The organism is Arthrobacter humicola, assembly GCF_039531445.1.
In the GTDB taxonomy this organism is placed as follows: Bacteria; Actinomycetota; Actinomycetes; order Actinomycetales; family Micrococcaceae; genus Arthrobacter; species Arthrobacter humicola.
This window is the reverse complement of record NZ_BAAAQB010000006.1, coordinates 186,199-212,145: the sequence shown is the minus strand read 5'-3', so window position 1 is coordinate 212,145 and position 25,947 is coordinate 186,199. Positions and strand designations below refer to the sequence as shown.

26 protein-coding genes and 1 tRNA gene are annotated in these 25,947 nt (G+C 68.0%); 12 read left to right on the top strand and 15 right to left on the bottom strand.

The features are described from left to right. The 5 genes from ABD243_RS01910 to ABD243_RS01890 form a co-directional block, all read right to left on the bottom strand. Positions 1-2,157, bottom strand: a complete 2,157-nt coding sequence (locus ABD243_RS01910; RefSeq protein WP_344361433.1) for a heavy metal translocating P-type ATPase — start codon at positions 2,155-2,157, stop codon at positions 1-3. Between the two features lie 87 nt (positions 2,158-2,244). Then, entirely contained in the window at positions 2,245-3,723 is a 1,479-nt protein-coding gene (locus tag ABD243_RS01905; RefSeq protein ID WP_344361430.1) for a multicopper oxidase family protein, read from the bottom strand. After that, positions 3,723-4,067 carry an SHOCT domain-containing protein gene (locus ABD243_RS01900; RefSeq protein WP_344361428.1) on the bottom strand — a complete coding sequence of 115 codons (345 nt, stop codon included), beginning with the start codon at positions 4,065-4,067 and terminating at the stop codon, positions 3,723-3,725. Before ABD243_RS01900 ends, ABD243_RS01905 begins: the two co-directional genes overlap by 1 nt. Before the next feature lie 176 nt (positions 4,068-4,243). Further along, positions 4,244-5,617 carry a DNA repair protein RadA gene (gene radA / locus ABD243_RS01895; protein WP_116765468.1) on the bottom strand — a complete coding sequence of 458 codons (1,374 nt, stop codon included), beginning with the start codon at positions 5,615-5,617 and terminating at the stop codon, positions 4,244-4,246. 60 nt (positions 5,618-5,677) lie between these two features. Then, complete coding sequence (locus ABD243_RS01890; protein ID WP_344361423.1) at positions 5,678-6,805, bottom strand: FUSC family protein; 1,128 nt, start codon at positions 6,803-6,805, stop codon at positions 5,678-5,680. Positions 6,806-7,144: 339 nt separating this feature from the next. Between ABD243_RS01890 and pstS the strand changes: the two genes are divergently transcribed. The 4 genes from pstS to pstB all read left to right on the top strand — a co-directional run bounded on the left by pstS (position 7,145) and on the right by pstB (position 11,326). Then, complete coding sequence (gene pstS, locus ABD243_RS01885; protein WP_344361421.1) at positions 7,145-8,266, top strand: phosphate ABC transporter substrate-binding protein PstS; 1,122 nt, start codon at positions 7,145-7,147, stop codon at positions 8,264-8,266. A 189-nt stretch (positions 8,267-8,455) separates the two neighbouring features. Next, positions 8,456-9,388 (top strand): phosphate ABC transporter permease subunit PstC, encoded by a 933-nt coding sequence (gene pstC / locus ABD243_RS01880; protein ID WP_091250109.1) that lies wholly within the window; start codon positions 8,456-8,458, stop codon positions 9,386-9,388. Beyond that, positions 9,389-10,498 (top strand): phosphate ABC transporter permease PstA, encoded by a 1,110-nt coding sequence (pstA, locus tag ABD243_RS01875; RefSeq protein ID WP_116765471.1) that lies wholly within the window; start codon positions 9,389-9,391, stop codon positions 10,496-10,498. A gap of 48 nt (positions 10,499-10,546) precedes the next feature. Next, on the top strand, positions 10,547-11,326 hold the full coding sequence (gene pstB / locus ABD243_RS01870; RefSeq protein ID WP_091250115.1) for a phosphate ABC transporter ATP-binding protein PstB: 780 nt from the start codon (positions 10,547-10,549) through the stop codon (positions 11,324-11,326). A 77-nt stretch (positions 11,327-11,403) separates the two neighbouring features. Here the strand turns inward: pstB and ABD243_RS01865 are convergent, their stop codons facing one another. From ABD243_RS01865 to ABD243_RS01855, 3 genes are all read right to left on the bottom strand, one after another. After that, the gene (locus ABD243_RS01865; RefSeq protein ID WP_344361734.1) at positions 11,404-12,417 is read right to left on the bottom strand and encodes an inorganic phosphate transporter; all 1,014 of its coding nucleotides are present in this window, start codon (positions 12,415-12,417) and stop codon (positions 11,404-11,406) included. A 4-nt stretch (positions 12,418-12,421) separates the two neighbouring features. Next, complete coding sequence (locus tag ABD243_RS01860; RefSeq protein ID WP_116765472.1) at positions 12,422-13,039, bottom strand: DUF47 domain-containing protein; 618 nt, start codon at positions 13,037-13,039, stop codon at positions 12,422-12,424. Positions 13,040-13,505: 466 nt separating this feature from the next. After that, positions 13,506-14,159 carry a hypothetical protein gene (locus ABD243_RS01855; protein ID WP_344361414.1) on the bottom strand — a complete coding sequence of 218 codons (654 nt, stop codon included), beginning with the start codon at positions 14,157-14,159 and terminating at the stop codon, positions 13,506-13,508. A 192-nt stretch (positions 14,160-14,351) separates the two neighbouring features. On the opposite strand from ABD243_RS01855, the gene ABD243_RS01850 reads away from it, so the two are divergent. The 4 genes from ABD243_RS01850 (at position 14,352) to ABD243_RS01835 (ending at position 16,489) form a co-directional block, all read left to right on the top strand. Further along, positions 14,352-14,424 (top strand) — tRNA-Lys (locus ABD243_RS01850). Between the two features lie 177 nt (positions 14,425-14,601). Then, positions 14,602-15,105, top strand: coding sequence for a MarR family winged helix-turn-helix transcriptional regulator (locus tag ABD243_RS01845; protein ID WP_344361411.1), 504 nt, complete (start codon positions 14,602-14,604; stop codon positions 15,103-15,105). 95 nt (positions 15,106-15,200) lie between these two features. After that, entirely contained in the window at positions 15,201-15,533 is a 333-nt protein-coding gene (locus tag ABD243_RS01840) for a hypothetical protein (protein WP_344361407.1), read from the top strand. Then, entirely contained in the window at positions 15,530-16,489 is a 960-nt protein-coding gene (locus tag ABD243_RS01835; RefSeq protein ID WP_237563264.1) for a serine/threonine-protein kinase, read from the top strand. Before ABD243_RS01840 ends, ABD243_RS01835 begins: the two co-directional genes overlap by 4 nt. Here the strand turns inward: ABD243_RS01835 and ABD243_RS01830 are convergent. After that, entirely contained in the window at positions 16,473-17,552 is a 1,080-nt protein-coding gene (locus tag ABD243_RS01830) for a lactonase family protein (protein WP_344361402.1), read from the bottom strand. The two genes, ABD243_RS01835 and ABD243_RS01830, sit on opposite strands and share 17 nt — an antisense overlap. A 253-nt stretch (positions 17,553-17,805) precedes the next feature. Between ABD243_RS01830 and ABD243_RS01825 the strand changes: the two genes are divergently transcribed. After that, complete coding sequence (locus tag ABD243_RS01825) at positions 17,806-18,636, top strand: putative protein N(5)-glutamine methyltransferase (RefSeq protein ID WP_344361399.1); 831 nt, start codon at positions 17,806-17,808, stop codon at positions 18,634-18,636. Between the two features lie 35 nt (positions 18,637-18,671). Here ABD243_RS01825 and ABD243_RS01820 read toward each other — a convergent pair whose 3' ends face one another. From ABD243_RS01820 to ABD243_RS01800, 5 genes are all read right to left on the bottom strand, one after another. Then, a complete protein-coding gene (locus ABD243_RS01820; protein WP_344361397.1) occupies positions 18,672-19,064 on the bottom strand; it encodes a YtxH domain-containing protein in 393 nt (130 codons plus the stop codon). A gap of 175 nt (positions 19,065-19,239) precedes the next feature. Beyond that, positions 19,240-19,503: a GlsB/YeaQ/YmgE family stress response membrane protein gene (locus ABD243_RS01815; protein ID WP_091250134.1), complete on the bottom strand. Its 264-nt coding sequence runs from the start codon at positions 19,501-19,503 to the stop codon at positions 19,240-19,242. 227 nt (positions 19,504-19,730) lie between these two features. After that, positions 19,731-20,702 (bottom strand): aldo/keto reductase, encoded by a 972-nt coding sequence (locus tag ABD243_RS01810; RefSeq protein ID WP_344361392.1) that lies wholly within the window; start codon positions 20,700-20,702, stop codon positions 19,731-19,733. A gap of 98 nt (positions 20,703-20,800) precedes the next feature. Further along, positions 20,801-21,010 carry a dodecin gene (locus ABD243_RS01805; RefSeq protein ID WP_011690139.1) on the bottom strand — a complete coding sequence of 70 codons (210 nt, stop codon included), beginning with the start codon at positions 21,008-21,010 and terminating at the stop codon, positions 20,801-20,803. Between the two features lie 52 nt (positions 21,011-21,062). Further along, the gene (locus ABD243_RS01800; protein ID WP_344361381.1) at positions 21,063-22,022 is read right to left on the bottom strand and encodes an SGNH/GDSL hydrolase family protein; all 960 of its coding nucleotides are present in this window, start codon (positions 22,020-22,022) and stop codon (positions 21,063-21,065) included. A 162-nt stretch (positions 22,023-22,184) separates the two neighbouring features. On the opposite strand from ABD243_RS01800, the gene ABD243_RS01795 reads away from it, so the two are divergent. Then, a complete protein-coding gene (locus ABD243_RS01795; protein ID WP_018774886.1) occupies positions 22,185-22,442 on the top strand; it encodes a metal-sensitive transcriptional regulator in 258 nt (85 codons plus the stop codon). A gap of 52 nt (positions 22,443-22,494) precedes the next feature. On the opposite strand, the gene ABD243_RS01790 is transcribed toward ABD243_RS01795, so the two are convergent. Beyond that, a complete protein-coding gene (locus tag ABD243_RS01790) occupies positions 22,495-23,205 on the bottom strand; it encodes a FadR/GntR family transcriptional regulator (protein WP_091250148.1) in 711 nt (236 codons plus the stop codon). A gap of 217 nt (positions 23,206-23,422) precedes the next feature. Here ABD243_RS01790 and ABD243_RS01785 point away from each other — a divergent pair, with 217 nt between their 5' ends. Further along, positions 23,423-24,910, top strand: a complete 1,488-nt coding sequence (locus ABD243_RS01785) for a four-carbon acid sugar kinase family protein (RefSeq protein WP_344361376.1) — start codon at positions 23,423-23,425, stop codon at positions 24,908-24,910. Positions 24,911-24,963: 53 nt separating this feature from the next. Next, positions 24,964-25,863: an NAD(P)-dependent oxidoreductase gene (locus ABD243_RS01780; protein ID WP_344361373.1), complete on the top strand. Its 900-nt coding sequence runs from the start codon at positions 24,964-24,966 to the stop codon at positions 25,861-25,863. The last annotated feature ends 84 nt before the right edge of the window (positions 25,864-25,947 follow it).

Sequence of the window (25,947 nt, the reverse complement as noted above, 5' to 3'; positions counted from 1 at the left end):
TCAGCCGGCAGAAGCCGGATTGAGCTTGAGCCGGCGCAGCAATTGCGCGTTCAGGGCCACCACAATTGTCGACGCCGACATCATCACGGCGCCCGCGGCGGGGGAGAGGACGATCCCCGCGAAGGCCAGAACCCCGGCCGCCAGCGGCACCGAGATGATGTTGTACCCGGTGGCCCACACGAGGTTTTGCCACATCTTCCGGTAACTCGCCTTGGACAGGTCGAGCATCGACAGCACGGCCCGGGGGTCGTTGCCGGCCAGGACCACACCGGCGGATTCCACGGCCACATCCGTGCCGCCGCCGATCGCAATCCCCACCTCCGCCCGTGCCAGCGCGGGGGAATCGTTGACGCCGTCGCCCACCATGGCCACTCTCAGCCCCCGGCCCTGTAGTTCTGCCACCTTCTTGTCCTTGTCCGCGGGCAGGACCTCGGCAAACACTTCGTCGATGGCTAGTTCGGCGGCGACGGCCTGCGCGACCTGCCGGGCGTCGCCGGTGATCATGGCCACCTTGATGCCGCGGGCCTGGAGGGCTCGGACGGCCTGGCGGGACTCGGGCCGTACGGCATCCTCGAGGCTGACAGCGCCCAGCACGGTGCCGCCGTCCACCACGTGGAGCACAGCCGCGCCGCGCTCCAGCCAGGCCTCGGTGGCGGCGGCCAAAGCCGGGGGCTCCTGCAGACCCAGTTCCCGGAGCAGTGCAGGGCCGCCCACGTAAACGGTGCGGCCACCGATCGTGGCACGGACTCCGCGGCCGGTCAGCGAGGTGAACCCGTCCGCCGTCGGAATCTCCAGCCCCCGTTCCCGGGCGGCGGCGACGATGGAACGGGCTACGGGATGTTCACTGTCGGCTTCCACGGCGGCCGCGAGGGCCAGGACTGCGTCCTGGCCGGTTGCCGTGCCGGCGCCTGCGGCGCTCACGACTCCCTTGAGCTCCGGCTCGCCCCGGGTCAGGGTTCCGGTCTTGTCGAAGAGCACGACGTCGACCGTCCGCATCCGCTCCAGCGCCATCCGGTTCTTGATCAGGACGCCCGCCCGGGCTGCCCGCTCGGTGGAGATCGCGATGACGAGCGGGATGGCAAGGCCCAGGGCGTGGGGGCAGGCGATCACGAGGACGGTCACGGTGCGGGTGACGGCGTCGGTGACGCTGCCCATCAAGGTCCAGAAGACGAAGGTGAGGAGGCCGGTTCCGGCGGCGAAGTAGAAGAGGAACGCGGCCGCCCTGTCGGCGAGGGCCTGGGCCCGGGAGGACGATGCCTGCGCCTCGGCCACCAAACGCTGGATCCCGGCGAGGGCGGTGTCCTCGCCGATGGCTGACACCCGGACCCGCACGGAGTTGTCCGTTGCGATGGTGCCGGCCACCACGGGATCCCCCGGTGTTCGCAGAACAGTTTTCGATTCGCCGGTGATCATGGATTCGTCGAATTCGGCCTGGCCGTCGCTGACCGTACCGTCGGCCGGCATCCGGCCGCCGGGGCGGACCAGGATGGTGTCTCCGGCGCGGAGCTCGGAGACGCTGACAGTCTCCGTCCCGGCGCCGGTGACGCGTTCGGCTTCGTCGGGCAGAAGAGCTGCCAGGGCATCCAGTGCGCCTTGGGCGGAGCCGAGGGCGCGCATCTCGATCCAGTGGCCCAGCAGCATGATGGGGACCAGTAGCGCCAGCTCCCACCAGAAGTCGAGGTCGAAACCGCCCAGGCCCAGGCTGGTCACCCAGGAGGCGATGAAGGCAACGCTGATGGCCATCGCGATCAGCAGCATCATTCCCGGCTTGCGCGTCCTCAGCTCACTGAGGCCGCCCTTGAGGAAGGGCTGGCCGCCGTAGATGAAGATCGCCGTGCCGAACACCGGGGGAATCCAGGCCGAGCCGGGAAAGACGGGCGGCTCGTAGCCGAGGAGATCCGCGAACATGGGGCTGAAGAAGACCACCGGAACGGCCAGGGCCAGGCTCAGCCAGAACCTGTCCCTGAACATCGCGACGCTGTGCCCGGCATGCTGTCCCTGGCTGTGCACCATGTGGCTGTCCCCGGCTGGGCCTGCCGTGGCGGGGGCGGCCGCATGCACCCCGTGGCCACCGTGCGGCGTCCCGTGCGGGCCGTGGCTGTGGGTGTGTTGGTCGACACTCTTGTCAACGCCGGGGCCGGTGTGCCGGTGTTCCATGATGCATGCTCCTGAAGGGTGCTCAGTCATTGATGGCTACGCCCCAACATACCCCGGGGGGGTATTTCGCGCAAGAGGTCGAGTGATTCAGCGGACCTCGATGGCGCCCATCATCCCGAGGTCCTCGTGGTCCAGGATGTGGCAGTGATACGCGGATCGTCCGGTGAAGTCTCTGAAGGCAATCCGGACGGTCACGCGTCCGTTCGCGGGCACATTGACCACGTCCTGCCAGGCAGGGGAGGCGGGGGCTGCGCCATCGACCGAGATGAGCTGCATCGGCCAGACGTGCAGGTGGAACGGGTGGTCCATGGGACTGGTGTTGACCACGGTCCACTCCTCCACGCTGCCGGCCGCTACGGTGGTGTCCGTCCTGGCCTCGTCGAATTCCCGGCCGTTGATGGTGAAGGCCATCATCCCGGTGCCGTCTCCGCCCATGCTCCCTCCGCCCATGCCGGCTGCCAGCAGGAATTGCCGGTGCGCGGCGACAGGTGCCTGGCGCAGATCCGCGGGGGCAGGCTGGGGCGGCACCCCGGAGGGGCCGGGGACGGATTCGCCCGCTACCTGGAGCGTCGCCAGGGAGACGCCCTGGGAGGGGTCCCCCTGGGCCCGTCCGGCGGGACCCCGGCCCATCATGCCGGGCATGCTGCCGCGGTCATAGTAAGCGGACCGGAGAACGGACTCGCCGGCCATCGTCGTCACGAGAAGGTCGGCCCGGTTCCCCGGCGCCAGGAGCACCTCCTCCACGGCTGCCGGCGACTGGAAGCGCCCGGAGTCCATGCCGAGCAGCTGCATGCTCTGTCCGTCCAGCTGCAGCCGCAGGTAGCGGGCAGCGCAGGCGTTGACCAGCCGCCACCGCTCCCGTTGCCCGGGAAGGGCGCTAAGCAGAGGGTTGCTTTGGCCATTGACGAGCACCAGCCCGCCTTCCCGGCCGGCCATGCGTTCTGATGGCGGAACGTCCCGGACGTTTCCGGCGGCGTCCAGGTCCGTGTCGGACACCACCAGGACGCGGTCCATAGACACCGGAAGGGGGACGGCGTCCTCGACGACGATCGCGCCGAAAAGGCCGCCGAAGATCTGCTCCGCGACCATGCCGTGGTGGTGGGGGTGGTACCAGTAGACGCCGGGCGGGTGGTCGGCCGGCAGCCGGTATTCGTAATCAAAGCTGCCGCCGGGGTCCACCGCGACAAACACGTTGTCCCCAGCCCCCGCCGGGGACACATGGAGCCCGTGCACGTGAAGGTTGGTGGGTTCAGCCAAGCGGTTGGTCAGCCGGATGCTGAGCACGTCACCTGCGCGCAGGCGCAGCGTGGGGCCGGGGCTGGTCCCGTTGTAGCCAAGGGCCGTGGCCTGGCGGCCGGCAAGCTGCACAGGACCCCGGGCCGCCTCCAGCTCGAGCGCGAGGCTGCCGCCAGCGCTGCGAAGTTCGGCCGGGTGCGTCAGGGCAGCCCCGGAAACCGGCGCGCCGAGGGACGTCAGCGTCCAGGCGAGCCCCGCTGCGCCGGCCGCGGCTCCGGCCACGCCAAGACCGCCCAGGAGCAGGGCGCTGCGGCGGCTGAGCGGCTGCACTAGGACTCCTCACCCAGCACCTTCAGGCTCTCGCGGTACTCCTCGGCGGAGAGCTCGCCCCGGGCAAAGCGTTCGTCAAGGATCAGGCGGGCCTGGGACCGTCCGGGGAGCGGGGAAACAGGTCCGTTGGGAGCAGGAAAAGAACCGGGAGGGGTGACCTGCCCCGGCGGCGGATACTGCCCGGGACCATGCTGGCCCGGGCCCGGCGCCACGCCCCCGCCGTCATGGCGAACCCCGCCTGTCACGAGCCGGATGGCCAGGATGACCAGCACCGCAATCCCGGCGAGCAGCAACACGCCCCAAAGCCACATCCAGCCGATCTGGTACCCGTAACCCCACATCATGACGCATCCCTTCGCCGCGGTCGCGCCGGCCGGGCCGGCCGCATCCCGTGCAACCGTCCCTGGCCACAATCCAATCGTGCGTCCGCCGGCGCTCCAGTGCTAGGGCCCTAAGTCGTCTTTGTGCCTGCAACCGGAGGCTCCGGTTGCAGGCGCCACGTTCCAGGGCTGCCCGGGCTTCAGCTGATCAGCAGCCCCAGTGCCTCGGCCAGGTGGCCGACCTCCCGGACCGTGAATCCCGCGGGCACCGGCCCGTGCCCGTTGGGGCTGGACGGCACCACGGCATGGGTGAAGCCGAGCCGGTGTGCTTCCTGGATGCGCTGGTTAATGCCGGGGACAGGACGGACTTCGCCTGCCAGGCCTACCTCGCCGAAGGCGATCAGGCGCTGGGGGAGGGGCTTCTTGGCCTTCGCGGAAGCCACGGCCAAGGCCACGGCGAGGTCCGTGGCGGGCTCGCTGAGCTTGACTCCGCCGACCGTTGCCACATAGGAGTCATCTTTGTTCAGCAGGCAGCCCGCGCGCTGCTGCAGGACGGCGAGCAGCATCGCGACGCGCGAGCTGTCCAGGCCGCTCGTGGCGCGGCGGGGCTGCGAGCTGGCGCTCTCGGCGAGCAGCGCCTGGACTTCGGCGAGCAGCGGCCGGCGGCCCTCGAGCGTCACCGTGATACAGGTTCCGGACACCGGGTCCTTCGTCCGCGAGACGAACAGGCCGCTGGGATCGGCGAGGCCCTCGATGCCGTCCTCGTTCAAGTCGAAGCAGCCGACGTCGTCGGTAGGTCCGTAGCGGTTCTTGACGGCGCGCAGCAGGCGCAGCCGGGAGTGCCGTTCGCCCTCGAACTGGCAGACCACATCCACGAGGTGTTCCAGCAGGCGGGGCCCGGCAATGGAGCCGTCCTTGGTCACGTGTCCTACCAGCAGCGTGGTCATGTTCCGGCGCTTGGCCGCGGCGATCAGGGAGGCCGCAACCTCGCGCACCTGGGACACCCCGCCGGCGCTTCCCTCGACGTCGGCGCTGCTCAGGGTCTGCACCGAATCCACCACGAGCAGTCGCGGTTCGAGTTTTTCCACCTGCCCCAGGGCCTGCCCGAGGTCCGTTTCGGCCGACAAATACAAGGATTCGGCGACGGCGTCGATCCGGTCCGCGCGGAGTTTGACCTGGGCGGCGGATTCCTCGCCGGTGATGTACAGGACGTCCTGCGCGGTGCGGGCGAACTTCGCGGCAACGTCCAGCAGGAGGGTGGACTTGCCCACCCCGGGTTCGCCCGCGAGCAGGATCACGGCGCCGGGCACCAGCCCGCCGCCGAGCACGCGGTCGAGTTCGTCCACTCCGGTGGGCAGGAAGGCCGCCGTGGTGGCGTCGACGTCGGCGATCCGGCGGGCAGGTTCAAGGACCGTGGTGGCCGCCGTCGTCCGGGCGACGGCGGTGCCGGTCTCCTCGACGCTGCCCCACGCCTGGCACTCGCCGCAGCGGCCCACCCACTTGACGGTCGTCCAGCCGCATTCGGCGCATTTGTAGCCCGGTGCCTTCGGCCCCCGGGAAGTCTTTGTAGCCATTGGTCCACACTATCCGGGGGCAGCGACAACGAACGGCGCGGCCGGGGTGAGGGGCCGTACTTAGAGCGGGGGAAGGATGTCCCGGGCTTCCCCGGAATCCACGCCGGCGGCTTCGAGCAGGTCCACCATGAGCGGCCGGAACAGCATGACCACCGTTTCGCCCTCGAGCCGGTGAACGTCCAGGATCCGGGGATGCAGGCGCCCGGCGATCTGCCGCAGCTCGGAGCGGGCCGTGCGCAGGTGGGCGCGGCGGGTGCCGTCGTGCACCTCGGCCAGGCCCAGCGACAGTTCGTCGACGGCGGCGGCCGTCTCCTGCAGGATCTCGGCGATGTTCTGGGTGGCCTCGTCCGAGAGCGCCGCATGGTTGATGGCGCTGGTTAGCCGGCGGGCAAAGACCCGGCTGTTGCGAAGCGCGAGATCTATATAGTCGAGCGACTGATCCATCTGGTCCAGCTCGTCCCGGTGCCGCCGGTAGGCGGGTGCCAGGGTGGCCACCTCGCCGGAAGCGCGCAGCGACTGCCGCATGGCGTCGATGAGGGGCTGGCAGTTCCGCCCGCGGATGAGCGCATGCCAGGCCTGGGTGGCGTCGCTGTAGCTCAGCGCCGAGGCGCATTCCCGCAGCACCTCGGCGAGCTCGTGCAGGAGCTTCTTGACGTCATTGCGGGGTTCACGCCGGGGGTCCTTGGGCACGAGGATGGTCACGAGCAGCGCGAACACTCCGCCCACCACGGCATCGATGCTCCGGGTGAACGGGCCCCCGGCCGGCGCGGGCAGGAGCACCACGAGCACTGACTGCAGACCCAGCTGGGTGGTGAAGATGGTCCCGCTGTCCAGAAACCGGGCCAGCAGGATGGAAAACAGGAGAACGACGGCGGCCTGCCAGATCCCGGAGCCCAGCCAGTGCAGCAGCAAGTCCCCGACCACGATCCCGAGGGTGCAGCCCAGGCCCACCTCGATGACGCGGCGAAGCCTGGGGTCGCGGGAGAAACCGAGGGCAATCAGGGATGAGGTGGCAGCGAACAACGGCCCGCTATGCCCCAGGACGTATTCGGCGAACGCGTAGGCGCCCACGGCGCACGCGGTCATCTGGATGGCCGGCATGAGGGAGTTCCGGCTCCGGACAAAGCCGGTGCGGATCCGGCCGCGCAGGAATCGTGCGCTTGCGGAGAGTCCAGTCGCGGAGGCCATGCCCTCCAGTCTATTTGCTGCCCCGTCCCGGCCGTTCACGGCCGTGTCATGGGCCGGGACGGCACAATGCACGGGCGCAACGGGCAGGCGCGGCAGTGCGGCACGCGGGTCTGTCCCAAGGGTTCTTTGTGGGGCTTCACCGATACGACTGTGACGCACAGAACACAATGGTGACCCGGCAGATGTAAACCAATGGTCCGGCGTCGTTAACCAGCCGTTCACCTTGGACCGCAATTCTCTTCATCTGGGCGACCTACCTTCGGTAAAGGTACAAACCGTACGCATCCTTGCGGGCCTTCTCCGGCCCGGCACGCAAAGCCCTGGAAGGGGTACATCTAAGTGAAGGCACTCCGCTTCGGCCGCAACGCGGCTATCGCTGTCATCGCCGTTGGCGCGCTCGCGCTGACCGCTTGCGGTTCGGACAACGCAACCAACGCGGCTACGTCCGCCGCGCCGTCCGCCTCGGGTCCCGCTGTCACCGGCACCCTGACCGGCGTCGGCTCCACCGCCCAGGGCGCGGCCATGGATGTCTGGAAGACCAACTTCGCCTCCGCGAACCCGGGTGCCACCGTGCAGTACTCCCCGGACGGTTCCGGCGCCGGACGCAAGGCGATCCTCGACGGCTCGGCCCAGTTCGCCGGCTCCGATGCTTACCTCAAAGACGACGAGCTCGCCAGCTCCAAGGCCAAGTGCGGCCCCGACGGAGCTCTCGACATCCCGGTCTACATTTCCCCGATCGCCGTGGCGTTCAACGTGCCGGGCATTACGGACCTGAAGCTCGACGCCACCACCATTGCCAAGATCTTCCGCGGCCAGGTGGCCAACTGGAACGACCCCGCCATCGCGGCCCTGAACCCGGGCGTCCAGCTGCCGGACCTCAAGGTCACCCCGGTGAACCGCTCGGATGACTCCGGCACCACCACGAACTTCACCGACTACCTGGCCGCCGTCGCCCCCGAGGTCTGGACCGACAAGGCCGCCGGCGTCTGGCCTGCGAGCCTGAAGGGCGAGAACGCCAAGGGCACCTCCGGCGTCGTCAAGACCGTCACCGACACCCCGGGCGCCGTGACCTACGCCGATGACTCCGCAGTCAGCGGCAAGCTCGGCACCGCGCAGGTGAAGGTCGGCGACTCCTTCACCAAGATCTCCGCCGACGCCGCGTCCAAGGCAGTTGACCAGGGCAAGCCGGTCGAGGGCCGCAACGCCAACGACCTCGCCATCAAGCTGGACCGCACCACCACGGTTGCGGGCGCCTACCCGATCGTCCTGGTGTCCTACCACATCGTCTGCACCACCTATGACACGAAGGCCACCGCCGACCTCGTCAAGGCCTTTGTGAACTACGCAGCGTCCGACGCCGGCCAGAAGGCCGCCGCCGATTCCGCCAAGTCGGCACCGCTCTCCGCGGCACTCCAGGGCAAGGTCAAGACGGCCCTCGAGGCAGTCAAGGGCAAGGCCTAGGGAAACGTTGCGCTCAAAGGCATAGTGGAGACACCAGCCTGACGAAGGTTCCCTGTTCCGAAACGGCCGCCACCGGCGGCCGCGACGGGGCAGGGAACCGACGCATTTGTTCGAAGAACCAGGATTTGCCGGACCCCGGCGCAGACGCGTCCCCAGCCCGGATTCCCACCCAAACCGAAGGACCATGAAGTGACCACCACCTCCCTGACCAAGTCCCGGGGCGCAGGCCACACCGGTGACAAAGTCTTTTCCGCCGCCACCTTGGCGGCAGGGTGTCTGATCCTCGCCGTGCTCTTCGGCGTGGCACTGTTCCTGGTCGTCCAGGCGATCCCGGCCCTCGTGGCTCCGGCCGACCAGATCCAGGGCGGCGAAGGATTCTTCACCTATATCTGGCCGCTCGTCATTGGCACCCTCATCGCCGCCGTGATCGCCCTGGTGATTGCCACCCCGCTCGCCATCGGTGTGGCGCTCTTCATCTCGCACTTCGCCCCGCGCAACCTCGCCTCCGGCCTCGGCTATGTGGTCGACCTGCTCGCCGCCATCCCCTCCGTGGTCTATGGCGCCTGGGGTGTTGCGTTCCTCGCCAAGGAAATCTCCCCGTCCTACGACTGGCTGGCCAAGAACATGGGCTGGCTGCCGATCTTCCAGGGCCCGGCCTCGGCCACCGGCAAGACCATCCTCACCGCTGGAATCGTCCTCGCCGTCATGGTCCTGCCGATCATCACCTCCCTGACCCGCGAGATCTTCCTGCAGACCCCCAAGCTGCATGAAGAGGCCGCGCTGGCACTAGGCGCCACCCGCTGGGAGATGATCCGGATGACCGTGCTGCCCTTCGGCCGGCCCGGAATCATCAGCGCCGTGATGCTGGGACTGGGCCGGGCACTAGGAGAGACGATGGCCGTCGCGCTGGTCCTTTCCTCCGGCGCCCTCACCGCCAGCCTGATCCAGACCGGAAACCAGACCATCGCCGCCGAAATCGCCCTGAACTTCCCCGAGGCCAGCGGGCTCAAGGTCAACACGCTGATCGCCGCCGGCCTGGTGCTGTTCGTCATCACCCTCGGCGTGAATGTGATCGCCCGCGGCATCATCAGCCGGCACAAAGAATTCTCGGGAGCCAACTAAATGACCTCCACCCTGACCCCGGTCCGGAAGCGCTCGGCCCTCACCAAAGGCCAGCTGCCCAAGACCGCACCGTATATCGTCCTGGCCGTTGCCTTAATCCTCGGCGCCGCTATCCTGGCCCTGATCGGATTCAACGCCTTCGGCTGGGGACTCGTCTCCGCCATCCTCTTCGCCGCCGGCCTGGTGGGCTGGAGCCTCGTTGTGGAAGGCTCGCGCAAGGCCAAGGACAAGCTGGCGACCTGCCTCGTCGTGGGTTCCTTCCTGATTGCCCTGCTGCCCCTGGTCTCGGTGATCTGGACCGTGCTGGTGAACGGGCTCCCCGGGCTCCTGGATCCCGGCTTCCTCACCACCTCCATGAACGGCGTTACCGGCGCCTTCGACAACAAGACCGTGGAACAAGGCGCCCCGTTGCTGGGCGGCATCTACCACGCGATCGTGGGCACTTTGCTGATCACGGTGCTCGCGACCCTCATCTCGGTCCCTGTGGGACTGCTGACCGCGATTTATCTCGTGGAATACGGGCAGGACCGCGCTCTGGCCCGTGCCATCACCTTCTTCGTGGACGTCATGACCGGCATCCCCTCGATTGTGGCCGGCCTGTTCGCCGCGGCCGCCTTCTTCGCCGTGGTCGGCCCGGGCACCAAGACCGGTGCCGTCGCCGCCGTCGCACTCTCCGTGCTGATGATCCCCGTGGTGGTCCGCTCCAGCGAGGAAATGCTGAAGATTGTCCCCAACGAGCTCCGCGAGGCAGCCTATGCCCTTGGCGTCCGCAAATGGCGGACCATCCTCAAGGTGGTCCTTCCGACGGCGATCTCCGGCATCGCATCCGGCATCACCCTCGCGATCGCCCGCGTAATTGGCGAAACCGCGCCGATCCTGGTCACCGCCGGCTTCGCAACCACCATCAACACCAACGTGTTCAGCGGCTGGATGGCCTCGCTGCCCACCTTCATCTACACCCAGATCCTGAACCCCACTTCACCGTCCAACCCGGACCCGTCCTCCGAGCGGGCCTGGGGCGCGGCCTTGGTGCTCATCATCCTGGTGATGCTGCTCAATCTGGGCGCCCGCCTGGTTGCAAGCCTCTTCGCCCCAAAGACCGGCCGCTAGGCCAGCGCCGCGCCCGCCGTCAATACCTCCAGCAAGTGAAGGAACACCATGTCTAAGCGCATCGACGTCAAGGACCTGAACGTCTACTACGGCAAATTCCTGGCCGTCGAAGACGTCAACATCAACATCGACGCCAAGTCGGTCACGGCCTTCATCGGCCCCTCGGGCTGCGGCAAGTCCACCTTCCTGCGCACCCTGAACCGCATGCACGAGGTCATTCCCGGTGCGCGGGTTGAAGGTGAGGTGCTGCTGGACGGCGACAACCTTTACGGCCCCGGCGTTGACCCGGTCACGGTCCGCTCCCAGATCGGCATGGTGTTCCAGCGCCCCAACCCGTTCCCCACCATGTCCATCCGGGACAATGTGCTGGCCGGCGTGAAGCTGAACAACAAGAAGATCTCCAAGGGCGAGGCTGATGTCCTGGTGGAGCGTTCCCTGCAGGGCGCGAATCTGTGGAACGAGGTCAAGGACCGCCTGTCCAAGCCGGGCTCGGGCCTGTCCGGCGGCCAGCAGCAGCGCCTGTGCATTGCCCGTGCCATCGCCGTGGAGCCCCAGGTGATCCTCATGGACGAGCCCTGCTCGGCCCTGGACCCGATCTCGACGCTCGCCATTGAGGACCTCATCAACGAGCTCAAGGACCAGTACACGGTGGTGATCGTGACGCACAACATGCAGCAGGCGGCCCGCGTGTCCGACAAGACGGCTTTCTTCAACATTGCCGGTACCGGCAAGCCGGGCAAGCTGATCGAGTTCGGCGACACCCCGACCATCTTCAGCAACCCCACCGAGAAGGCCACCGAGGACTACGTCTCCGGCCGCTTCGGATAGACCAACCCGCTCGTCGATTGCTCCGCAGGTGCCGTTTTGAGCCCTCAAAAGGGCACCTGCGGAGCAATCGAGGAGTCCTACAGCCCTGCCAGCGGCGAGAGCGCCAGCTGAAGGACGAACGCGGCGGCGGCAGTGGCAACCGGGGTCAGGGCCCAGAGCGCCAGGATGCGGATCACCAGCTTGCGGTTGGTGCCCGGGAAGCTCTGGTTGGCGCCGGCGCCAAGGGCTGCCGACGTCACGGTGTGCGTTGTGGAGACGGGCCAATGCAACCCGATCGCGCCCACGAGCAGCATCACCGAGCTGTACATCTGCGAGACAAATCCGCGCAGGGGGTCGATCCGGGTCAGCCGGTAGCCGATCGTGTAGGAAATCCGCCAGCCCCCGGCCAGCGTTCCGGCCGACAGCAGGACGGCGGTCAGCACGGCCACCCACACCGGCACGGAACCTCCGTCGGAGAGCCCGGCTGCTACCAGCGCGAGGATCACCACAGCGCTGGTGCGCTGGCCGTCCTGCAGCCCGTGGCCGAAGGCAACGGCGCCCGCGGCGATGGCCTGGGCGCGCCGCGACCGGGAGTTGACCACGTTGGGCGGCGTGTAACGGGCGGCCCAGCTGGCGGGCCAGACCAGCAGGTACGCCCCGATATAAGCGATCACCGGTGAGAGCAGCAGAGGGAGCGCCACCTGGTACACGAGGGAAGCGTCAACACCGGTGACGGGATGACCGCCGACGGCGACGCTCGCGACCCCTGCTCCGGCGAGACCGCCGACCAGGGCGTGCGTGGAGGAAGTCGGAATCCCGCGCCACCACATGTAGATGCCCCACAGGATGGCGCTGAGCAGCCCGGCCAGCAGGATCGTGAGGCCGTTCGTGCCTGGCGGAAGCGACACCCACGCCTGGCTGACAGCCAGCGCCAGGGCGGCGCTCAGTCCGGCGCCGATGAAGTTGAACAGGGCGGCCAGCAGGACCGCCACGGTGGGGGTCAGCGCCCGTGTCCGCACGGCCAGGGCCACCGACGAGGACGCGTCCCTGAAGCCGTTGAGGAACGCGAACGCCCCGGCGCAGATCAGCACCAGGGCAAAGAAGAAGATCATCACGTCAGGATTCCTTGACGATGATGCTGCCTACTTGGGTGGCGATCCGGCGCATGTCCTTGGTGACTTCCACGAGCTGGTTCGCGATGTCGCGGTTGCGCGCGTACTGCGTCGACTTCATCTCGCGGAGCATGTCCGCAACCCAGACCCTGTGCGTGCGTTCCGCACGTTTGGCCAGGCGCAGGATCTCGATCCAGTAGTCCTCAAGGTCGTCCAGGTTGTTCAGCTTCCGCATGGCGTCGACGGTGAGCTCGGCCTGCCGGCTGATGATTTCCAGCTGGTCCGCAGCGCGTTTGGGCAGCCGTTCCAGCTTGTAGAGGGAGACGAGCTCGGCGGCGGCATCGAGTTTCTCGATCGCTTCGTTGAGATACCGGGACAGCGCGTACATGTCCTCGCGGGGCAGCGGGTTCACGAAACTGGTCCGCATGTGGGTCAGGAGCGCAAAGTGCAGCTCCGCCGATTTAGCTTCATGGTTGTGCATGTCCTCCACCAGCCGGGCATGCTCACTGGCCGGGACGCCGAGGATCTCCGACAGGGTTCCGGTTGCCAGCACGATCTGGCGCGCCATTTGGGAGAGCAGGTTCAGCCCGGCGGATTCCTGCGGGAACAGGCGCAGCTTCACGTGGTGTCACCGGTCTTCCGGGGAGAGGTTCGCGGGTGGACTCGGCCGGCCGTGTGACTTGACGGAGACCAGCGCATACGCATTACTTTACCGTCCGGCCCGGCCCGGACCGTCCGGACGCGGCGTATGTCGGCGCAGGCAATGCCGCAGTTTGAACCGCAGGCAAAACAGCAGTCAAAGCCGTAGGGAAAGTCACCGTCAAAAGGGCATAAAAATGGTGCCGAACCGGATACGCCTCTCGGCGGTAGGCCGCTCTAGGCGGCTAAATGTTGAAGCCCGGGGGTTTCGCGGTTCGGCACCGCTTTTAGTTTTCTACGTAGGTTCAATCAAGTCAACATTGACAGCCTGCCCCCGCCGTGCGTGCCCGTCGCGGCGCCGGAACTCTGTCCGCAGGCGCATCGCAGCCAGGCAGGCCCGGCTGGGTCCGCAGGCGCATCGCAGCCAGGCAGGCCCGGCTGGCCGCCCTCTAGTCCAATTCGCCGAGCCGCCACGCGTTGGCGGCGTGTTCGAGGTCCTCCGCCGTCTTGACCAGGAGGTGGGAGTTGCGGGTGAGCTTGCTGGCATGGTTCTCGTTGCTGTGCTCGGCGCCGTCGGCCAGGGTTGCCTGGCCCAGAGCCACAACGCGGCAGAACGCGGCAGAGCGTTCGAGCGCGACGTCGAAGTCGCCGTCGAAGGCTCCGGAGAGGATGGCGTCCGCCATGGATTTCATCTCGTCCGCTCCCGGCGGCTCGGCAGCGCCGGCCACCGCATGGGACACCTGGGCCGTGTCCTTTCCCGCCTTGAAGTACACGGAAATCCGCTCCGGATCCTGGATCGTGGCGGCCCGCAGGGCATACAGGCGCCACAGGGCACCGGGGAGTGAGCGTGCCGGGCTCTCGGCCCACATTTCGGCGATCGCTTCCAGGCCCTGCTCGTCGGCGAGCTTCACGAGCCGCTTGGTGACCTTGGGGTCATCGCTGTCGCGGCCGCGGCGCACGAGCGCCTGGGCGGCCAGATGGGCCGCCTCCGAAACGCGGGCGGGATCAGCCCCGCCGGCGAACGGTTCAAAATCGATCGGCGCGAAAGGTTTCGGCTTGTGGTGCCGCGGGCCGGGGGCGCTGGATCCTGCTTGCTCGCTCATGCCACCACGCTACTCCAGTGCCGCCGGGTAATCGAGGATCGGCCGGCGGTCCCCCGGTGACGGCCGACGCCGGTCCCGCCACGGTGAAAAGCCGGCCCGCGTCTGGGGTACAGTATTAATCGTCCAGAAATGGACTGGGCTGAAACGCGCCGCAGCTACGGATTTGTCCGCTGGCTTGGGCGCTTTTGGCTGGGGCCTTTAGCTCAGTTGGTAGAGCATCGGACTTTTAATCCGTGGGTCGTGGGTTCGATCCCCACAGGGCCCACTCTTTCTCGTGAAGAGTGGAAAATCCCCGGTTTCCTGGCAACAGGAGGCCGGGGATTTTTGCGTGCGCGGCCCCGGACGCGCCCGCCAGGGCAGGAAGGGCTTCGGGGCCCGGCACTTCAACGAGGCATCCTGGATTGTACGGCAGGCTAGTTACCAGTTCCGCTAGGATTGCCGGATGGACTCCCACGGCACGCCGGCCTCCGGATATTGGTATGGCCCCGATGACAGGCTGGATCCCCCCGCGGCCATCCTGCAGGCCCTCCGCGACTACAGGGCCTCGGAGGTGGCGACCCGGCGATCCACCCGCGATTCGATGGGCATGGGCGAGACCGACCTCCTGGCCCTGCGCTACCTGCTGCGGGCCAAGTCCACCGGCGAGCGGGCCGGCCCCAAGGATCTCAGCCGCGTCCTGGGGATCACCACCGCGTCCACCACCTCACTGATCGACCGGCTGGTTGCCAGTGGACATGTCCGGCGCGAGCCGCACCCCACCGACCGGCGCTCGCTCGTGATTGTGCCGACGGTCGCGACAGACTCCGAGGTCCGCGCCACCCTTGGGCAGATGCACCGCCGGATGATGGAAGTTGCCGAGTCCATGAGCGCTGAAGAGGCCCGGGTTGTCATCACGTTCCTACGGCGGATGAGCTCGGCCATCAGTGAAGAGCGGCACCAGCCCTAGCCCCCTGGCGAAAACTAGTACGCCAAACTAGTTAGCTGGACTAGTTATATGTATGCTTACTACTTGTTCCTCACCATCGAATGAGAGTAGGCGTCGTGACTGAATCCGCAACTCCCAACGGGGGAGCCGGCGACGGTTCCCTGTCCGCCGGGCACGTGGCCCTGGCCGACGCGGATATGGCGCTGCCCGAGATGAGGTTGGCGCGGACGGTTCGGCCCTGGGCGGCGGACAGCCAGGCCCCCCGGCACTGCGGAACACCCATGGAATGGCGGTCCCCGGAACCGGGTGCGATGGCCTCCTACTCGTTCGAGCCCGCCGGCCACTCCGCGGCCCTGCCCGCCCTGTGGCGCTGCCGCTGCGGCTTCCAGCTCGACGGCGTCGACCAGCGTGGCGCGTCGCTTGCCGCGGCCTACTGGCACAGCCGGTGACCGCTCCGGCGGCGGCCCGCCCGGTGCTCGCGGGCAGCGTCCTTCCGGCACGCCGGCCCACGGGCGAGCCGGGATCCTTCCTGATCCACGAACTCCTGGGCAGGGGAGCCACCGCCACCGTCTTCCGCGGAACTGATCTCGCGAACCAGCGCCCCGTGGCCGTCAAGGTGGCCGAGGGACCCGACGGCCGGCACGCGCGCAGGATCCATGAAGAAGCCCGCATCCTGTCCGGGCTGGATCATCCGGCCGTGGTCGCGTTCGCAGGTGAGGGCCGCGTTCCGGACGGAAGCCCGTGGGCCGGCCGCCCCTTCCTGGTGGAGGAATTCGCCTTTGGCGGCAATCTGGCGGAACGGATCCACGCAGGCCCGGGGGACCCCGGGGAAGTCGCCGGCTGGGCCGCGGCGGCCTTGTCCGGGCTCGGCCACGTGCATGCGCTCGGACTCGTCCACCAGGACATCAAGCCCGCCAACATTCTGCTGAGTTCCCTGCGCAGGTCCCCGGTGCGGATTGCGGACTTCGGCATTGCGGCCCCCGCGGGGACCGTGCTCGAGCCGGGAATGTCGTCCGGCACCGTGCACTACATGAGCCCGCAGCAGGCCAACGGGGGCCCGGCTGATCCGGCGACGGACGTCTATGCCCTGGGCCTGGTTCTCCTGGAGTGCCTGACGGCGGCCAGGGCATTTCCCGGGACGCATGTGGAGTCGCTGGTGGCGCGCACCTTGAGAGGGCCCGCAATTCCGCAGGGACTGGGACCGCGCTGGGTGTCGCTCCTGGCGGCCATGACGGCCATGGAGGCCGCTGACCGGCCCTCGGCCGAAGAGGCTTCCGCCGCGGCCGCCGCCATGGTGCAGCGGCCTGTACCGCCGCTGCGGGACTACGCCGCCGGGCTGTTCGCCGGCGGGTGGAGGGCGGCTCCTCCCGCTTCCAGACGCCGGCCGCTCACTCCCGTGGCGTGAGCCGGGCCCGGGCCGGCACCAGCGCGGTGGGTGACGCCACTCGCAGCCGGCCCGAGGGGGAGCCCGGCAGCCCGGTTTCCGGGTCTAAGGGGTAGGTCACGACGTCGCCGGACCGTTCGTGGGCCACGTGCAGCCATCCGTCGCGGACCAGGTGATGGCGGGGCCAGTCCCCGCCGCTGGGCACATCGGCCACCGGCCGCAGCGCCGCGCCGCCGGCCTCAACCTCCAGCGCACTGATCCGGTTCGAGCCGCGCACGCCCACGTAGGCGTGCCCGGCGTCGGGCGCCAGCGCGATCTCGGCCGCGGAATCTCCCGGCAGCGCCCCGCCGGCCGTGGCCGGTCCAACGAAGCCGAGCCGGAAGTCCCCCGAGCTCGGCGACATTGCCGCCACGGCCACCTCAATTGAATACTCGGTCACCACAAAGACATGCCCGCCCGGGTGCTGAACCAGGTGCCTGGGACCGCTGCCCTGAGGCAGGACCACCTCGTGGTCCAGAACCAGTCCGGGCACCGGCCCGGGGCGGACGTTCCAGATCCGCAGAAGGTCGTGACCGAGGTCCGTGGTCATCACCCGGCCGTCCGCAAGCATGAGCGCGGCATGGGCACGGCTGGGCCGCTGTGCACCCCCGGAGGCGCCTCGATAGGGATCTCGGGACCCCGCGGCGGCGGCCCGGTCCATGATCCCGCCGTCGGCGTCGAGCTCGTAGTACAGCACCTGGCCGTCGCCCCAGCAGCAGACCACCAGGAATCGGCCGGAGGGCTCGACGGCGACATGGCAGGCCGCGTCGCCGGCCGGCCACGCAGGGCCGGCCGGCTCCAGGCCAAACGCGCCGGCCCTGCGGTAGGCCCTGACCGTCCGAGCGTGCTCGGCAACGGCGTAGACCACAGGAAGTAAGGGGTGGGCGGCCAGGAAGGACGGAGAGTCAGCCGCCGCCGCAACACCCAGCCAGCGCAGGGTGCCGTCCTCCGCCGCGGCCACTGCGCCGATCCCCGTGCCGCTGCCGCCGGAGTCTGCCGTGTAAGAGCCGGTCCAGATGATGTCGTGTGCCGGGAAGGAGTCCATGGTGACATCCTGCCAGCCCGGACCGGGAAGCCGCGGTCAACCGCCGTCACAAACCCCGGACTCAATGCCGCCGGATTAATCACCGCGCGACGGTCTGTCCTTGGGTAGCATGGGGGAGTTCGAGCAACTGCAGCAAAAGGAGGTGGGTCCCGTTTACACAAGTCCAGACAGGGTGCCCTCCTGGCGCTGCCGGCCTGCCGGCCGCGGCTAGCTCACGGTGAGGGCGTCTGAGATCAGACCGAAGGGCGCTCCCATGCCAGTAATCCGCCACCATTCCCCGCACGGCACCCTCACAGCCAGGCTCCGGGCCGCCGGCTGTGTTTTCGCCGAGGACGAAGCCCGACTGCTCCTCGACGCAGCTCCGACGCCTGAAGCACTCGAAGCGATGGCACGCCGGAGGATAGCCGGCCTGCCGCTGGAACACATTCTTGGCTGGGCCGAATTCTGCGGACGCCGCATCGCCGTCGGCCCCGGGGTGTTCGTCCCGCGGCGCCGGACGGAATTCCTCGTCCGGGAGGCTGCCGCGCTCTTGACCGAGTGGCGCTTGGAACCGCTCGGGGTCGCCCGCCCGGCACCCGTCGTGATCGATCTCTGCTGCGGTTCCGGCGCCGTCGGGGCCGCGCTTTCGGCGCTCGGCGGCCCACTCGAACTCCACAGCGCCGACATCGACCCCGCAGCCGTGGCGTGTGCACGCACCAACGTCGGGCCGCTGGGCGGGGAGGTCTACGAGGGTGATCTCTATGCTCCGCTCCCGGCAGGACTCCGTGGCCGCGTCCGGGTGTTGGCGGTCAACGCCCCCTACGTGCCATCAGCGGAGATCGAAACCATGCCCCAGGAAGCGCGCCTGCATGAACCGCGGACCTGCCTGGACGGCGGTGCCGACGGGCTTCACGTGCAGCGCAGGGTGGCCGCCGGGGCGCTGCAATGGCTCGCGCCTGGCGGCCACGTGCTCATCGAGACCAGCCGCCGGCAGGCCACGCAGACGGCGGGGATCTTTCGCCGCCACGGACTGACGGCCCGGGTGCTGGTCTCTGAGGAGCTCGGCGCTACCGTGGTGGCCGGTACCTTGGCGCCTCCCGGTTGAGGGCGGTGCCCTCAACCGGGAGGCGCTGCAGCTGCCTAGGGCAGTTTGTCCGTCTCAACGCTGGTGGCGGGACCGGCAGGGGTGGCGCCGCCTTCATCAGACCAGTCCTGTCCGTCCTGGTCAGTGAGCGCCGGGTCGGATTGGACATCGGCGGCCACCGGCACTGACATTTCCGGGCCCGCGTCGCGGTGGACGGCTGAGCCAATGACCGTCCCTGCACGGCGGGCGGCCTCGGTGAGCTGTCCGGCGACCTCGGGGGCTTTATCCTTGACCGTCTCGGCTGCCGCCGTGAGCTTGTCCTGGACCGGTTTGCTGTGCCAGAGGTCGGTAGTCCGGGACTTGAGCTTTTCGTAGGCTTCGCGGCCGGACCGCGAGCCCAGGACATAGCCTGCGGCCAGTCCGGCGCCGAAAAGAAGTTTGCCCTTCATGCTGTACTCCTGTTCTTTAGGGACGTATGAGAACGGTCGTGCGTGAAGAAGTGAGGTTCCCGGGAAATGGCCGTGCCGCCGAAATGCGGTCGTGACGCCATTGCGTCCTGCCAAAATTGTGCGAAAAAACCGGCCCCGGGGATCACCCGGGGCCGGTTTCCGTTCAGTTTCCGTGTTAGCGGACTGAACGCTTGCTGATCATGCCGTAAACGAGCAGGACGATGATCGCACCGCCGATGGCCAGCAGCCAGGTCGACAGCGAGAAGAACTCGTTGATGCCAACACCGAACAGTGCACTGCCGATGAATCCGCCCAGGAGAGCGCCGACGACGCCCAGAATCAGGGTGATCACGATGCCACCGCCCTGACGTCCCGGGAGGATTGCCTTAGCGATTGCGCCGGCGATGAGGCCCAGAATCAGAAATGCGAAAAAACCCATTTTATCGTTCCTTCTTCTTTCATTGAGGAGGCACCCGGATCGCCGGGTGCGCTTCATCCTTCTGCCCTAATACTAATCATGCTTAGTATAAAAGAGCCACCCGACTACCGGCAGGTTTCGCCGGCACACGGCTAAAACGGCTGAAAATGGCCGGAAGGTTCACTCGGGATTCATCCCGGATTCGGAAATCGTTCCATTGCCCACAGGGTGCCGGGCGCTGTCACGGCCTACCAGGCGTAGTCTTCGGGTGCCGTGCGGTGTCCCGGGAAGATCTCGTCGAGGCGCTTGAGCGCGTCGGCGTCGAGCTTCAATTTCTGCGCCCGGATGGAACCTTCGAGGTGCTCGAGCGTGCGCGGGCCGATAATCGGAGCGGTGACTGCCGGCTGGTGGAGCAGCCACGCGAGCGCCACATCGCCAGGCTCCTGGCCCAGTTCGTCGGCGAAGTCCTCGTAGCGTCGGATCTGTTTCTGGTGTGCCTTGAGTGCCTCGTGGGCGCGGCCGGCGATGCGGCGGACGCCTTCGCGCTCCTTCTTCAGCACCCCGCCCAGCAGGCCGCCGTGCAGCGGCGACCACGGCAGGAGCCCCAGGCCGTACTGCTGCGCGGCCGGAATCACTTCCCGTTCCACGTCCCGGGTCAGCAGGTTGTAGATCGACTGCTCACTGACCAGCCCGTTGTAGTTCCGGCGTGCCGCTGCTTCCTGCGCGCGGGCGATGTGCCAGCCGGCGAAGTTGCTGCTGCCGCTGTACAGGATTTTGCCTTGCTGCACGGCGACCTCGACGGCCTGCCAGATCTCCTCCCACGGCGTGTTCCGGTCCACGTGGTGGAACTGGTAGAGATCGATGTAATCCGTCTGCAGCCGTTTCAGGCTGGCGTCGAGCGCCCGGCGGATGTGGAGCGCCGAGAGCTTGGACTCGTTGGGTCTGTCCGTCATGGTGCCGAACAGCTTGGTGGCGAGCACCGTGCGCTCACGGCGCTCGCCCCCCTGGGCAAACCAGCGGCCGAGGATTTCCTCGGTCCAGCCGCGGTGGCTCGACCCGCCGTACACATTGGCGGTATCGACGAAATTGATGCCGGCTGCCTGCGCGGTGTCCAGGATGGCGAAAGCCTCCGCCTCCCCGGTCTGCGGGCCAAAGTTCATGGTGCCCAGGCACAGGCGCGAGACTGTCAGGCCGGAGCGGCCCAGATGCGTATAGCGCATGAAGCGTTCCTCTCCGTCCTGACCTCCTCCGCCCTGACGCGTTGCGGGTTGGCTCCGAAGGCGGCCCGGTGCGCGCCGTTGCCGCTCCGAAGCGGGGGTCAGCGTTCCAGGCGGAACCCGAGCTTGATGGTGACCTGCCAGTCGGCGACCTGACCGTTCTCAAGGTGGCCGCGGATTTCCTTGACTTCGAACCAGTCAAGGTTCCGCAGAGTCTTGGCGGCCTCGGCAATGCCGTTCCGGACGGCCGCATCGACACCCTCGTTCGAGGTTCCGACAATTTCAGAAATGCTGTAGGTGTGATTAGACAACTTCGCTCCTCGTGATCGCCATCGATGCCCGGCTGTGGGCCGTTCCTGCAGACTAGCCCACGGAACCCGGCCGGACTAGGGGTGCGGGGCCCGGGGGCCGGGACCCGGGGGGCGGCCCCGGCAGCGGGCGCTTGGCCTGGCGGGGCAGGGTGTCGGCCCGCGGCCTGATCCGGCTCACCATCCAGGGCAACATGTAGTGCGCCATCCAGGCGAGGTCCCCGGCTCTGGTTTCCCGCCAGTTGCCGGGCGGCATGGGCTTGGGTTCCAGCGGCCGCAGCCGGTGCGGCACGCTGAGCGTGTCCAGGACCATGGCGGCAATGGTGTGGTGCCCCAGCGGCGAAAAGTGAAGGCGGTCAGGGTCCCACATCCGGGGATCGCTCAGTTGCCGCAGCGCCCACAGATCGGCGATGACCCCGTCATGCCGGGCGGCGATGACGCGGATATTCTCGTTGAACACCGCGACCTTGCCGCGGATGTGCCCAAACACGGGTGTCTCGCCCCAGTCCGGGCCGGTAAACAGGACCACCGTCGCCCCGGTGGCGGAGAGCGCGGCCACGGCATCGTCAAGGGCGGCGGCCATCCGGTCCGGATCGCCGCGATGGAACACGAGATCGTTCCCGCCGGCCGAGAGGGTGACGAGGTCCGGCTTCAGGTTCAAGGCCGGCCCGAGTTGCTGGTCAAGGATGTCGCGAAGGACCAGGCCGCTGATGGCCAGGTTGGCGTAGCCGAACTCGCGACCCTCGCCGAGTTCTTCGGCAATGCGGTCGGCCCACCCGCGCATGCCGCCGGGGCTCAGCGGTTCCGGGTCGCCGACGCCTGCCGTGAATGAATCCCCCAGGGCGACGTACCGGCTCCACGGCTGTGAATGCCAGGCGCCGTACTGCCCCCGTGCGGAGCCCTGTTTCCCCGGCGGCCATGGCCCCGGGGAGGGGGTGTTGGAGCCGGTATGGCCGGCGTCCGGCTCGGGGAACCTGGCGGCGTTCACATCACCAGCAATACGCCGATAATGCATGCCGCACAAGGTACTTATGCCCCTAGCGACCCGTCGTGGAGACGCTCCCATGGCCGCTCCGGAGCCTGTCCCGGAGCCCGCGTCGCCGTCGCGGCGACGAGGTCCTCCAAATACTCAGGGGGGTATGATATAAAAGCTGACGCATCGAACCCGGAGGAACAAATGGAACTCGATCCCACAGACATGAAGCCTGTCATCAACCGGCTTCGCCGCGCCCAGGGCCAGCTTGCCGCGGTCACCCGGATGATCGAGGAGGGCCGTGACTGCAAGAGCGTCGTGACCCAGCTGGCTGCCGTATCGAGCGCCCTGGACAAAGCCGGATTCTCCATCATCGCCACGGGCCTGCAGCAGTGCATGCAACAGGAGGACCCAAGCCTGGACCGGGCCGAACTGGAGAAGCTCTTCCTCTCGCTCGCCTGAGTGCTTCCACCGGGCGCGTCCGCTGTGGCCCGCCCGGACCGGTGCGTCGGTGTCAGGCGGTACCGTCGCCCAGGACATAGGTCTTCAAGTCATCCAGGGTCTGCTGCATGTGCGCGTCCATGGCATCGCGGGCGCGGTGCGGATCCCGTGAGGCCAGGGCATCCGCGATGTTCTGGTGGTGTCCGATTGCATGCTCCTGGATGTCCGGCACCTTGGACGTTTCCGTCCGCCGCTTCTCCAGGACGCGGTGCAGCGGCTCGAACAACACAGCGACGAAGACGTTGTCCGACGCCTGCAGGATGAGGTCGTGGAAGGCCAGATCCGCCTCCACGAAGGCCGCCAGGTCGTTGCGCTCGTGCGCCAGCCGCATCTTTTCCACATGCGCGCGGAGGGTCTGGATGTCCGAATCCGCCATCCGTCCGGCGGCCAGCTCGCAGGCGCCCGTCTCCAGCATCCGGCGCAGCTCGATGAGCTGAATGGCGGCCGAGGCGTCGTTGGTGCCTTCCGAGGCCGCCCGCAGCACAGCGTCCAGGGAGCCCCAGCGGTTTACCGGGTTCACGAACGTGCCCCGGCCGCGTTCCACGCTGAGAATCCGCTGGGCTTCGAGGGTCTTCATGGCCTCGCGGACGGTCATTCGGCTGACCTCGTGCCGCGAGCTGAGCTCCAGTTCGCCGGGGACGCTCGCGCCGGGCGGAAATTCGCCGGCAATGATCCGGTCCAGCAGTTCATCGGCCACTACGCCGACCAGCGATTTCCTAGCCAATTCTCCCCGTCCAGCGACTCCGCTTTGCCTGAAGCTCTGCCTGATGTTTTCTCTCATGGCATGTTCCCTGATGGCCAAGTCTACTTGCGCGTCGTTGTGCCATATGCCACACTAACACTCGGAAATAAGATGTCTGACATCTTACATTTAGCCTCAACTCCGGTTCCCTCCCGGGCCGTAGCTTTTACCGATAGATCCCCACACAATGGAGTGCATAGTGCCCCTCGAAGCAGACGTGCTGGCCGCTTTCCCCGCGGAAGTACAGATCCCCGCCCGGCTAGTGGCAGACAGCGTGGCGGCCTCGTCCGAGGCATCCCCCCGCGTCCTGGTAGTGCTCGACGACGACCCCACCGGTACCCAGTCCGTGGCGAACCTGCCGGTTCTCACGCGCTGGGACGTGGCGGACTTCGCCTGGGCGTTCGGCTACGAAGTCAACGGCCAGCGCCAGCGCGCGGTCTACGTGCTGACCAACACCCGCAGCCTTGACCCGGCAGAGGCGGCGTCCCGCAACGAGGAGATCGTCCGGAACGCCCTCGCGGCCGCCGCATCGGCTGATCCGGCCCTGCGGCTTAGCTTCGTCAGCCGCAGCGATTCCACCCTCCGCGGCCACTACCCCCTCGAACCCGACGTCATCGCCGCCACCGTCACCGCCGTCAACGGCGAGACGACGGACGGCGTCGTGATTGTTCCCGCGTTCCCCGATGCCGGCCGCGTGACCATCGGCGGCGTGCACTTCATGCGCGGCACGGGCGAGGACTCCGGACAGCTCACCCCCGTGGCCGAAACCGAGTTCGCCCGGGACGCCAGCTTCGGTTTCGCCAATTCGGAGATGGCCAAGTACGTCGAGGAAAAGTCGAAGGGCCGGTTCCCCGCGGATTCGGTGATCGTGCTGGATCTGGACATCATCCGTGCCTCAAATGATCCGCTGATCTCCGCCAAGGCCATTGCCGACGCCATCGAACCGGCCACCGACTCCACGCCGATCGTGGCGGACATCGTTACCGAAAACGATCTCCGCGCCCTGGCCCTGGGCCTGGAAGAAGCAGAGCGCCGCGGCAAGAAACTGCTCTACCGCGTAGGGCCGCCCTTTGTCCGGGCACGGATCGGCCAGGAAATCCGCACCGAACTCAGCGGCGACGAAGCATATGCCGGCAACACGCCGTCGGAGGCCGGCGGCCTGATCGTCGTCGGCTCCCATGTAGGCGTCACCACCCGCCAGCTCAACGCACTCACCGAGCAGCACAGAGCGGCGCGGATCGTGGAGATCGACGTCGAACAGCTGCTCGGCGACAACGCGGGGGCGTACCTCGACGAAACCGTCGGCACGGTGGTCGCTGCCCTCCACGCCGGCGACGTGATCGTCCACACCAGCCGGCTCCTGATCAAGACCTCCGACGCCGCCGAAAGCCTGCGGATCGCCCGCACCGTCTCCGCCGCCGTCGTCGCCGTGGTGAACCGCACGCTCAAGACCTTCCCGCCCCGCTTCGTGATCGCCAAGGGCGGCATCACGTCCTCGGACGTCGCCGCGCACGGCCTGGAAATCCGCCACGCAATCGTCCGCGGGCCCATGCTGCCGGGCATCGTGAGCCTCTGGGAGCCGATGGACGGCCCGGCCAAGGGCATCCCGTACATCGTCTTCGCCGGCAACGTCGGCGACGACCAGTCCCTGGCCCAGGTCACCCGCAAGCTCAGCAGCACCTTCTGAACCCCCGCTTTCCTTCCGCCTCTTTCCCCGCTTCAATTTCAATGGAGAAGATCATGACCACCGATTACAAAGTCACCGTTCTGGGCCTGGGCGCCATGGGACTGCCCATGGCCGCGCGCCTCGCCACCCGGCTGACCGTCCACGGCTTCGACATCGCCGAGCCCCGCCTCGCGCTCGCCCAGGAAGCCGGGGTCCGCACCTTCGGTTCCGCCCGTGAAGCCGCCGAGGGCGCCGACGCCCTGCTGCTGGCGGTGCGCAACGGCGAACAGCTGGACGACGTCCTCTTCGGCGAGCACGGCGTGGCCGCCGTCCTGAAGCCGGGCGCCGTCGTGATCCTTGGCAGCACCGTGGGCACCGAAGCCATCCCGGCCACCGTTGCCCGCCTCGCCGAGCACGGCGTGGCCCTGGTTGACGCACCGCTCTCCGGCGGCCCGAAGCGCGCCGGGGAAGGCGACCTCCTGATCGTCGTCGGCGCCGAGCCGGCCGCCCTCGAAACCGCCCGCCCCGTCCTGGAGCTCCTCGCCTCCACCCTGACCGTGGTGGGTGAGAAGCCCGGCGACGGCCAGGCTCTCAAGACCGTCAACCAGCTGCTCTGCGGCGTCCACATCGCCGCCGCTGCCGAGGCAATGGCGCTGGCAGACGCCCTGGGCCTGGATCAGGCCAAGACCCTCGCCGCCCTAGAGGCCGGCGCGGCGGGCTCCTTCATGCTCTCCAACCGCGGCCCGCGCATCCTGGAGGCCTACACCGAGGACGGCGCCGAGGTTCTCAGTCGCCTGGACATCTTCGTCAAGGACATGGGGATTGTCGGCAAGGCCACCCGCGCCGCCGGCCTCGCCGCCCCCGTGGCCGCCGCGGCGGAGCAGCTCTACCTCCTCGGCCAGGCCCAGGGCCTCGCCGCCGCTGACGACTCCGCCGTCATCAAGGTCGTCGCACCCAGCAAGCGCACCGCCTAGACAGCCCTTCATCAGCCGGCGAGGGCGGACCCCTCCGCCGTCGCTGGCCCCCTCCCCGCCACTTTTCCCGACGACGTATCGACG

Coding starts and splice junctions, on each gene's coding strand:
- ABD243_RS01825 (WP_344361399.1), top strand. CDS start 17,806: ATGCCAGTAATCCGCCACCATTCCCCGCACGGCACCCTCACAGCCAGG.
- radA (WP_116765468.1), bottom strand. CDS start 5,617: ATGGCTACAAAGACTTCCCGGGGGCCGAAGGCACCGGGCTACAAATGC.
- pstB (WP_091250115.1), top strand. CDS start 10,547: ATGTCTAAGCGCATCGACGTCAAGGACCTGAACGTCTACTACGGCAAA.
- ABD243_RS01890 (WP_344361423.1), bottom strand. CDS start 6,805: ATGGCCTCCGCGACTGGACTCTCCGCAAGCGCACGATTCCTGCGCGGC.
- pstA (WP_116765471.1), top strand. CDS start 9,389: ATGACCTCCACCCTGACCCCGGTCCGGAAGCGCTCGGCCCTCACCAAA.
- ABD243_RS01845 (WP_344361411.1), top strand. CDS start 14,602: ATGGACTCCCACGGCACGCCGGCCTCCGGATATTGGTATGGCCCCGAT.
- ABD243_RS01795 (WP_018774886.1), top strand. CDS start 22,185: ATGGAACTCGATCCCACAGACATGAAGCCTGTCATCAACCGGCTTCGC.
- ABD243_RS01900 (WP_344361428.1), bottom strand. CDS start 4,067: ATGATGTGGGGTTACGGGTACCAGATCGGCTGGATGTGGCTTTGGGGC.
- ABD243_RS01830 (WP_344361402.1), bottom strand. CDS start 17,552: ATGGACTCCTTCCCGGCACACGACATCATCTGGACCGGCTCTTACACG.
- ABD243_RS01865 (WP_344361734.1), bottom strand. CDS start 12,417: ATGATCTTCTTCTTTGCCCTGGTGCTGATCTGCGCCGGGGCGTTCGCG.
- ABD243_RS01780 (WP_344361373.1), top strand. CDS start 24,964: ATGACCACCGATTACAAAGTCACCGTTCTGGGCCTGGGCGCCATGGGA.
- ABD243_RS01820 (WP_344361397.1), bottom strand. CDS start 19,064: ATGAAGGGCAAACTTCTTTTCGGCGCCGGACTGGCCGCAGGCTATGTC.
- ABD243_RS01815 (WP_091250134.1), bottom strand. CDS start 19,503: ATGGGTTTTTTCGCATTTCTGATTCTGGGCCTCATCGCCGGCGCAATC.
- ABD243_RS01855 (WP_344361414.1), bottom strand. CDS start 14,159: ATGAGCGAGCAAGCAGGATCCAGCGCCCCCGGCCCGCGGCACCACAAG.
- ABD243_RS01800 (WP_344361381.1), bottom strand. CDS start 22,022: ATGCATTATCGGCGTATTGCTGGTGATGTGAACGCCGCCAGGTTCCCC.
- ABD243_RS01810 (WP_344361392.1), bottom strand. CDS start 20,702: ATGCGCTATACGCATCTGGGCCGCTCCGGCCTGACAGTCTCGCGCCTG.
- ABD243_RS01910 (WP_344361433.1), bottom strand. CDS start 2,157: ATGGAACACCGGCACACCGGCCCCGGCGTTGACAAGAGTGTCGACCAA.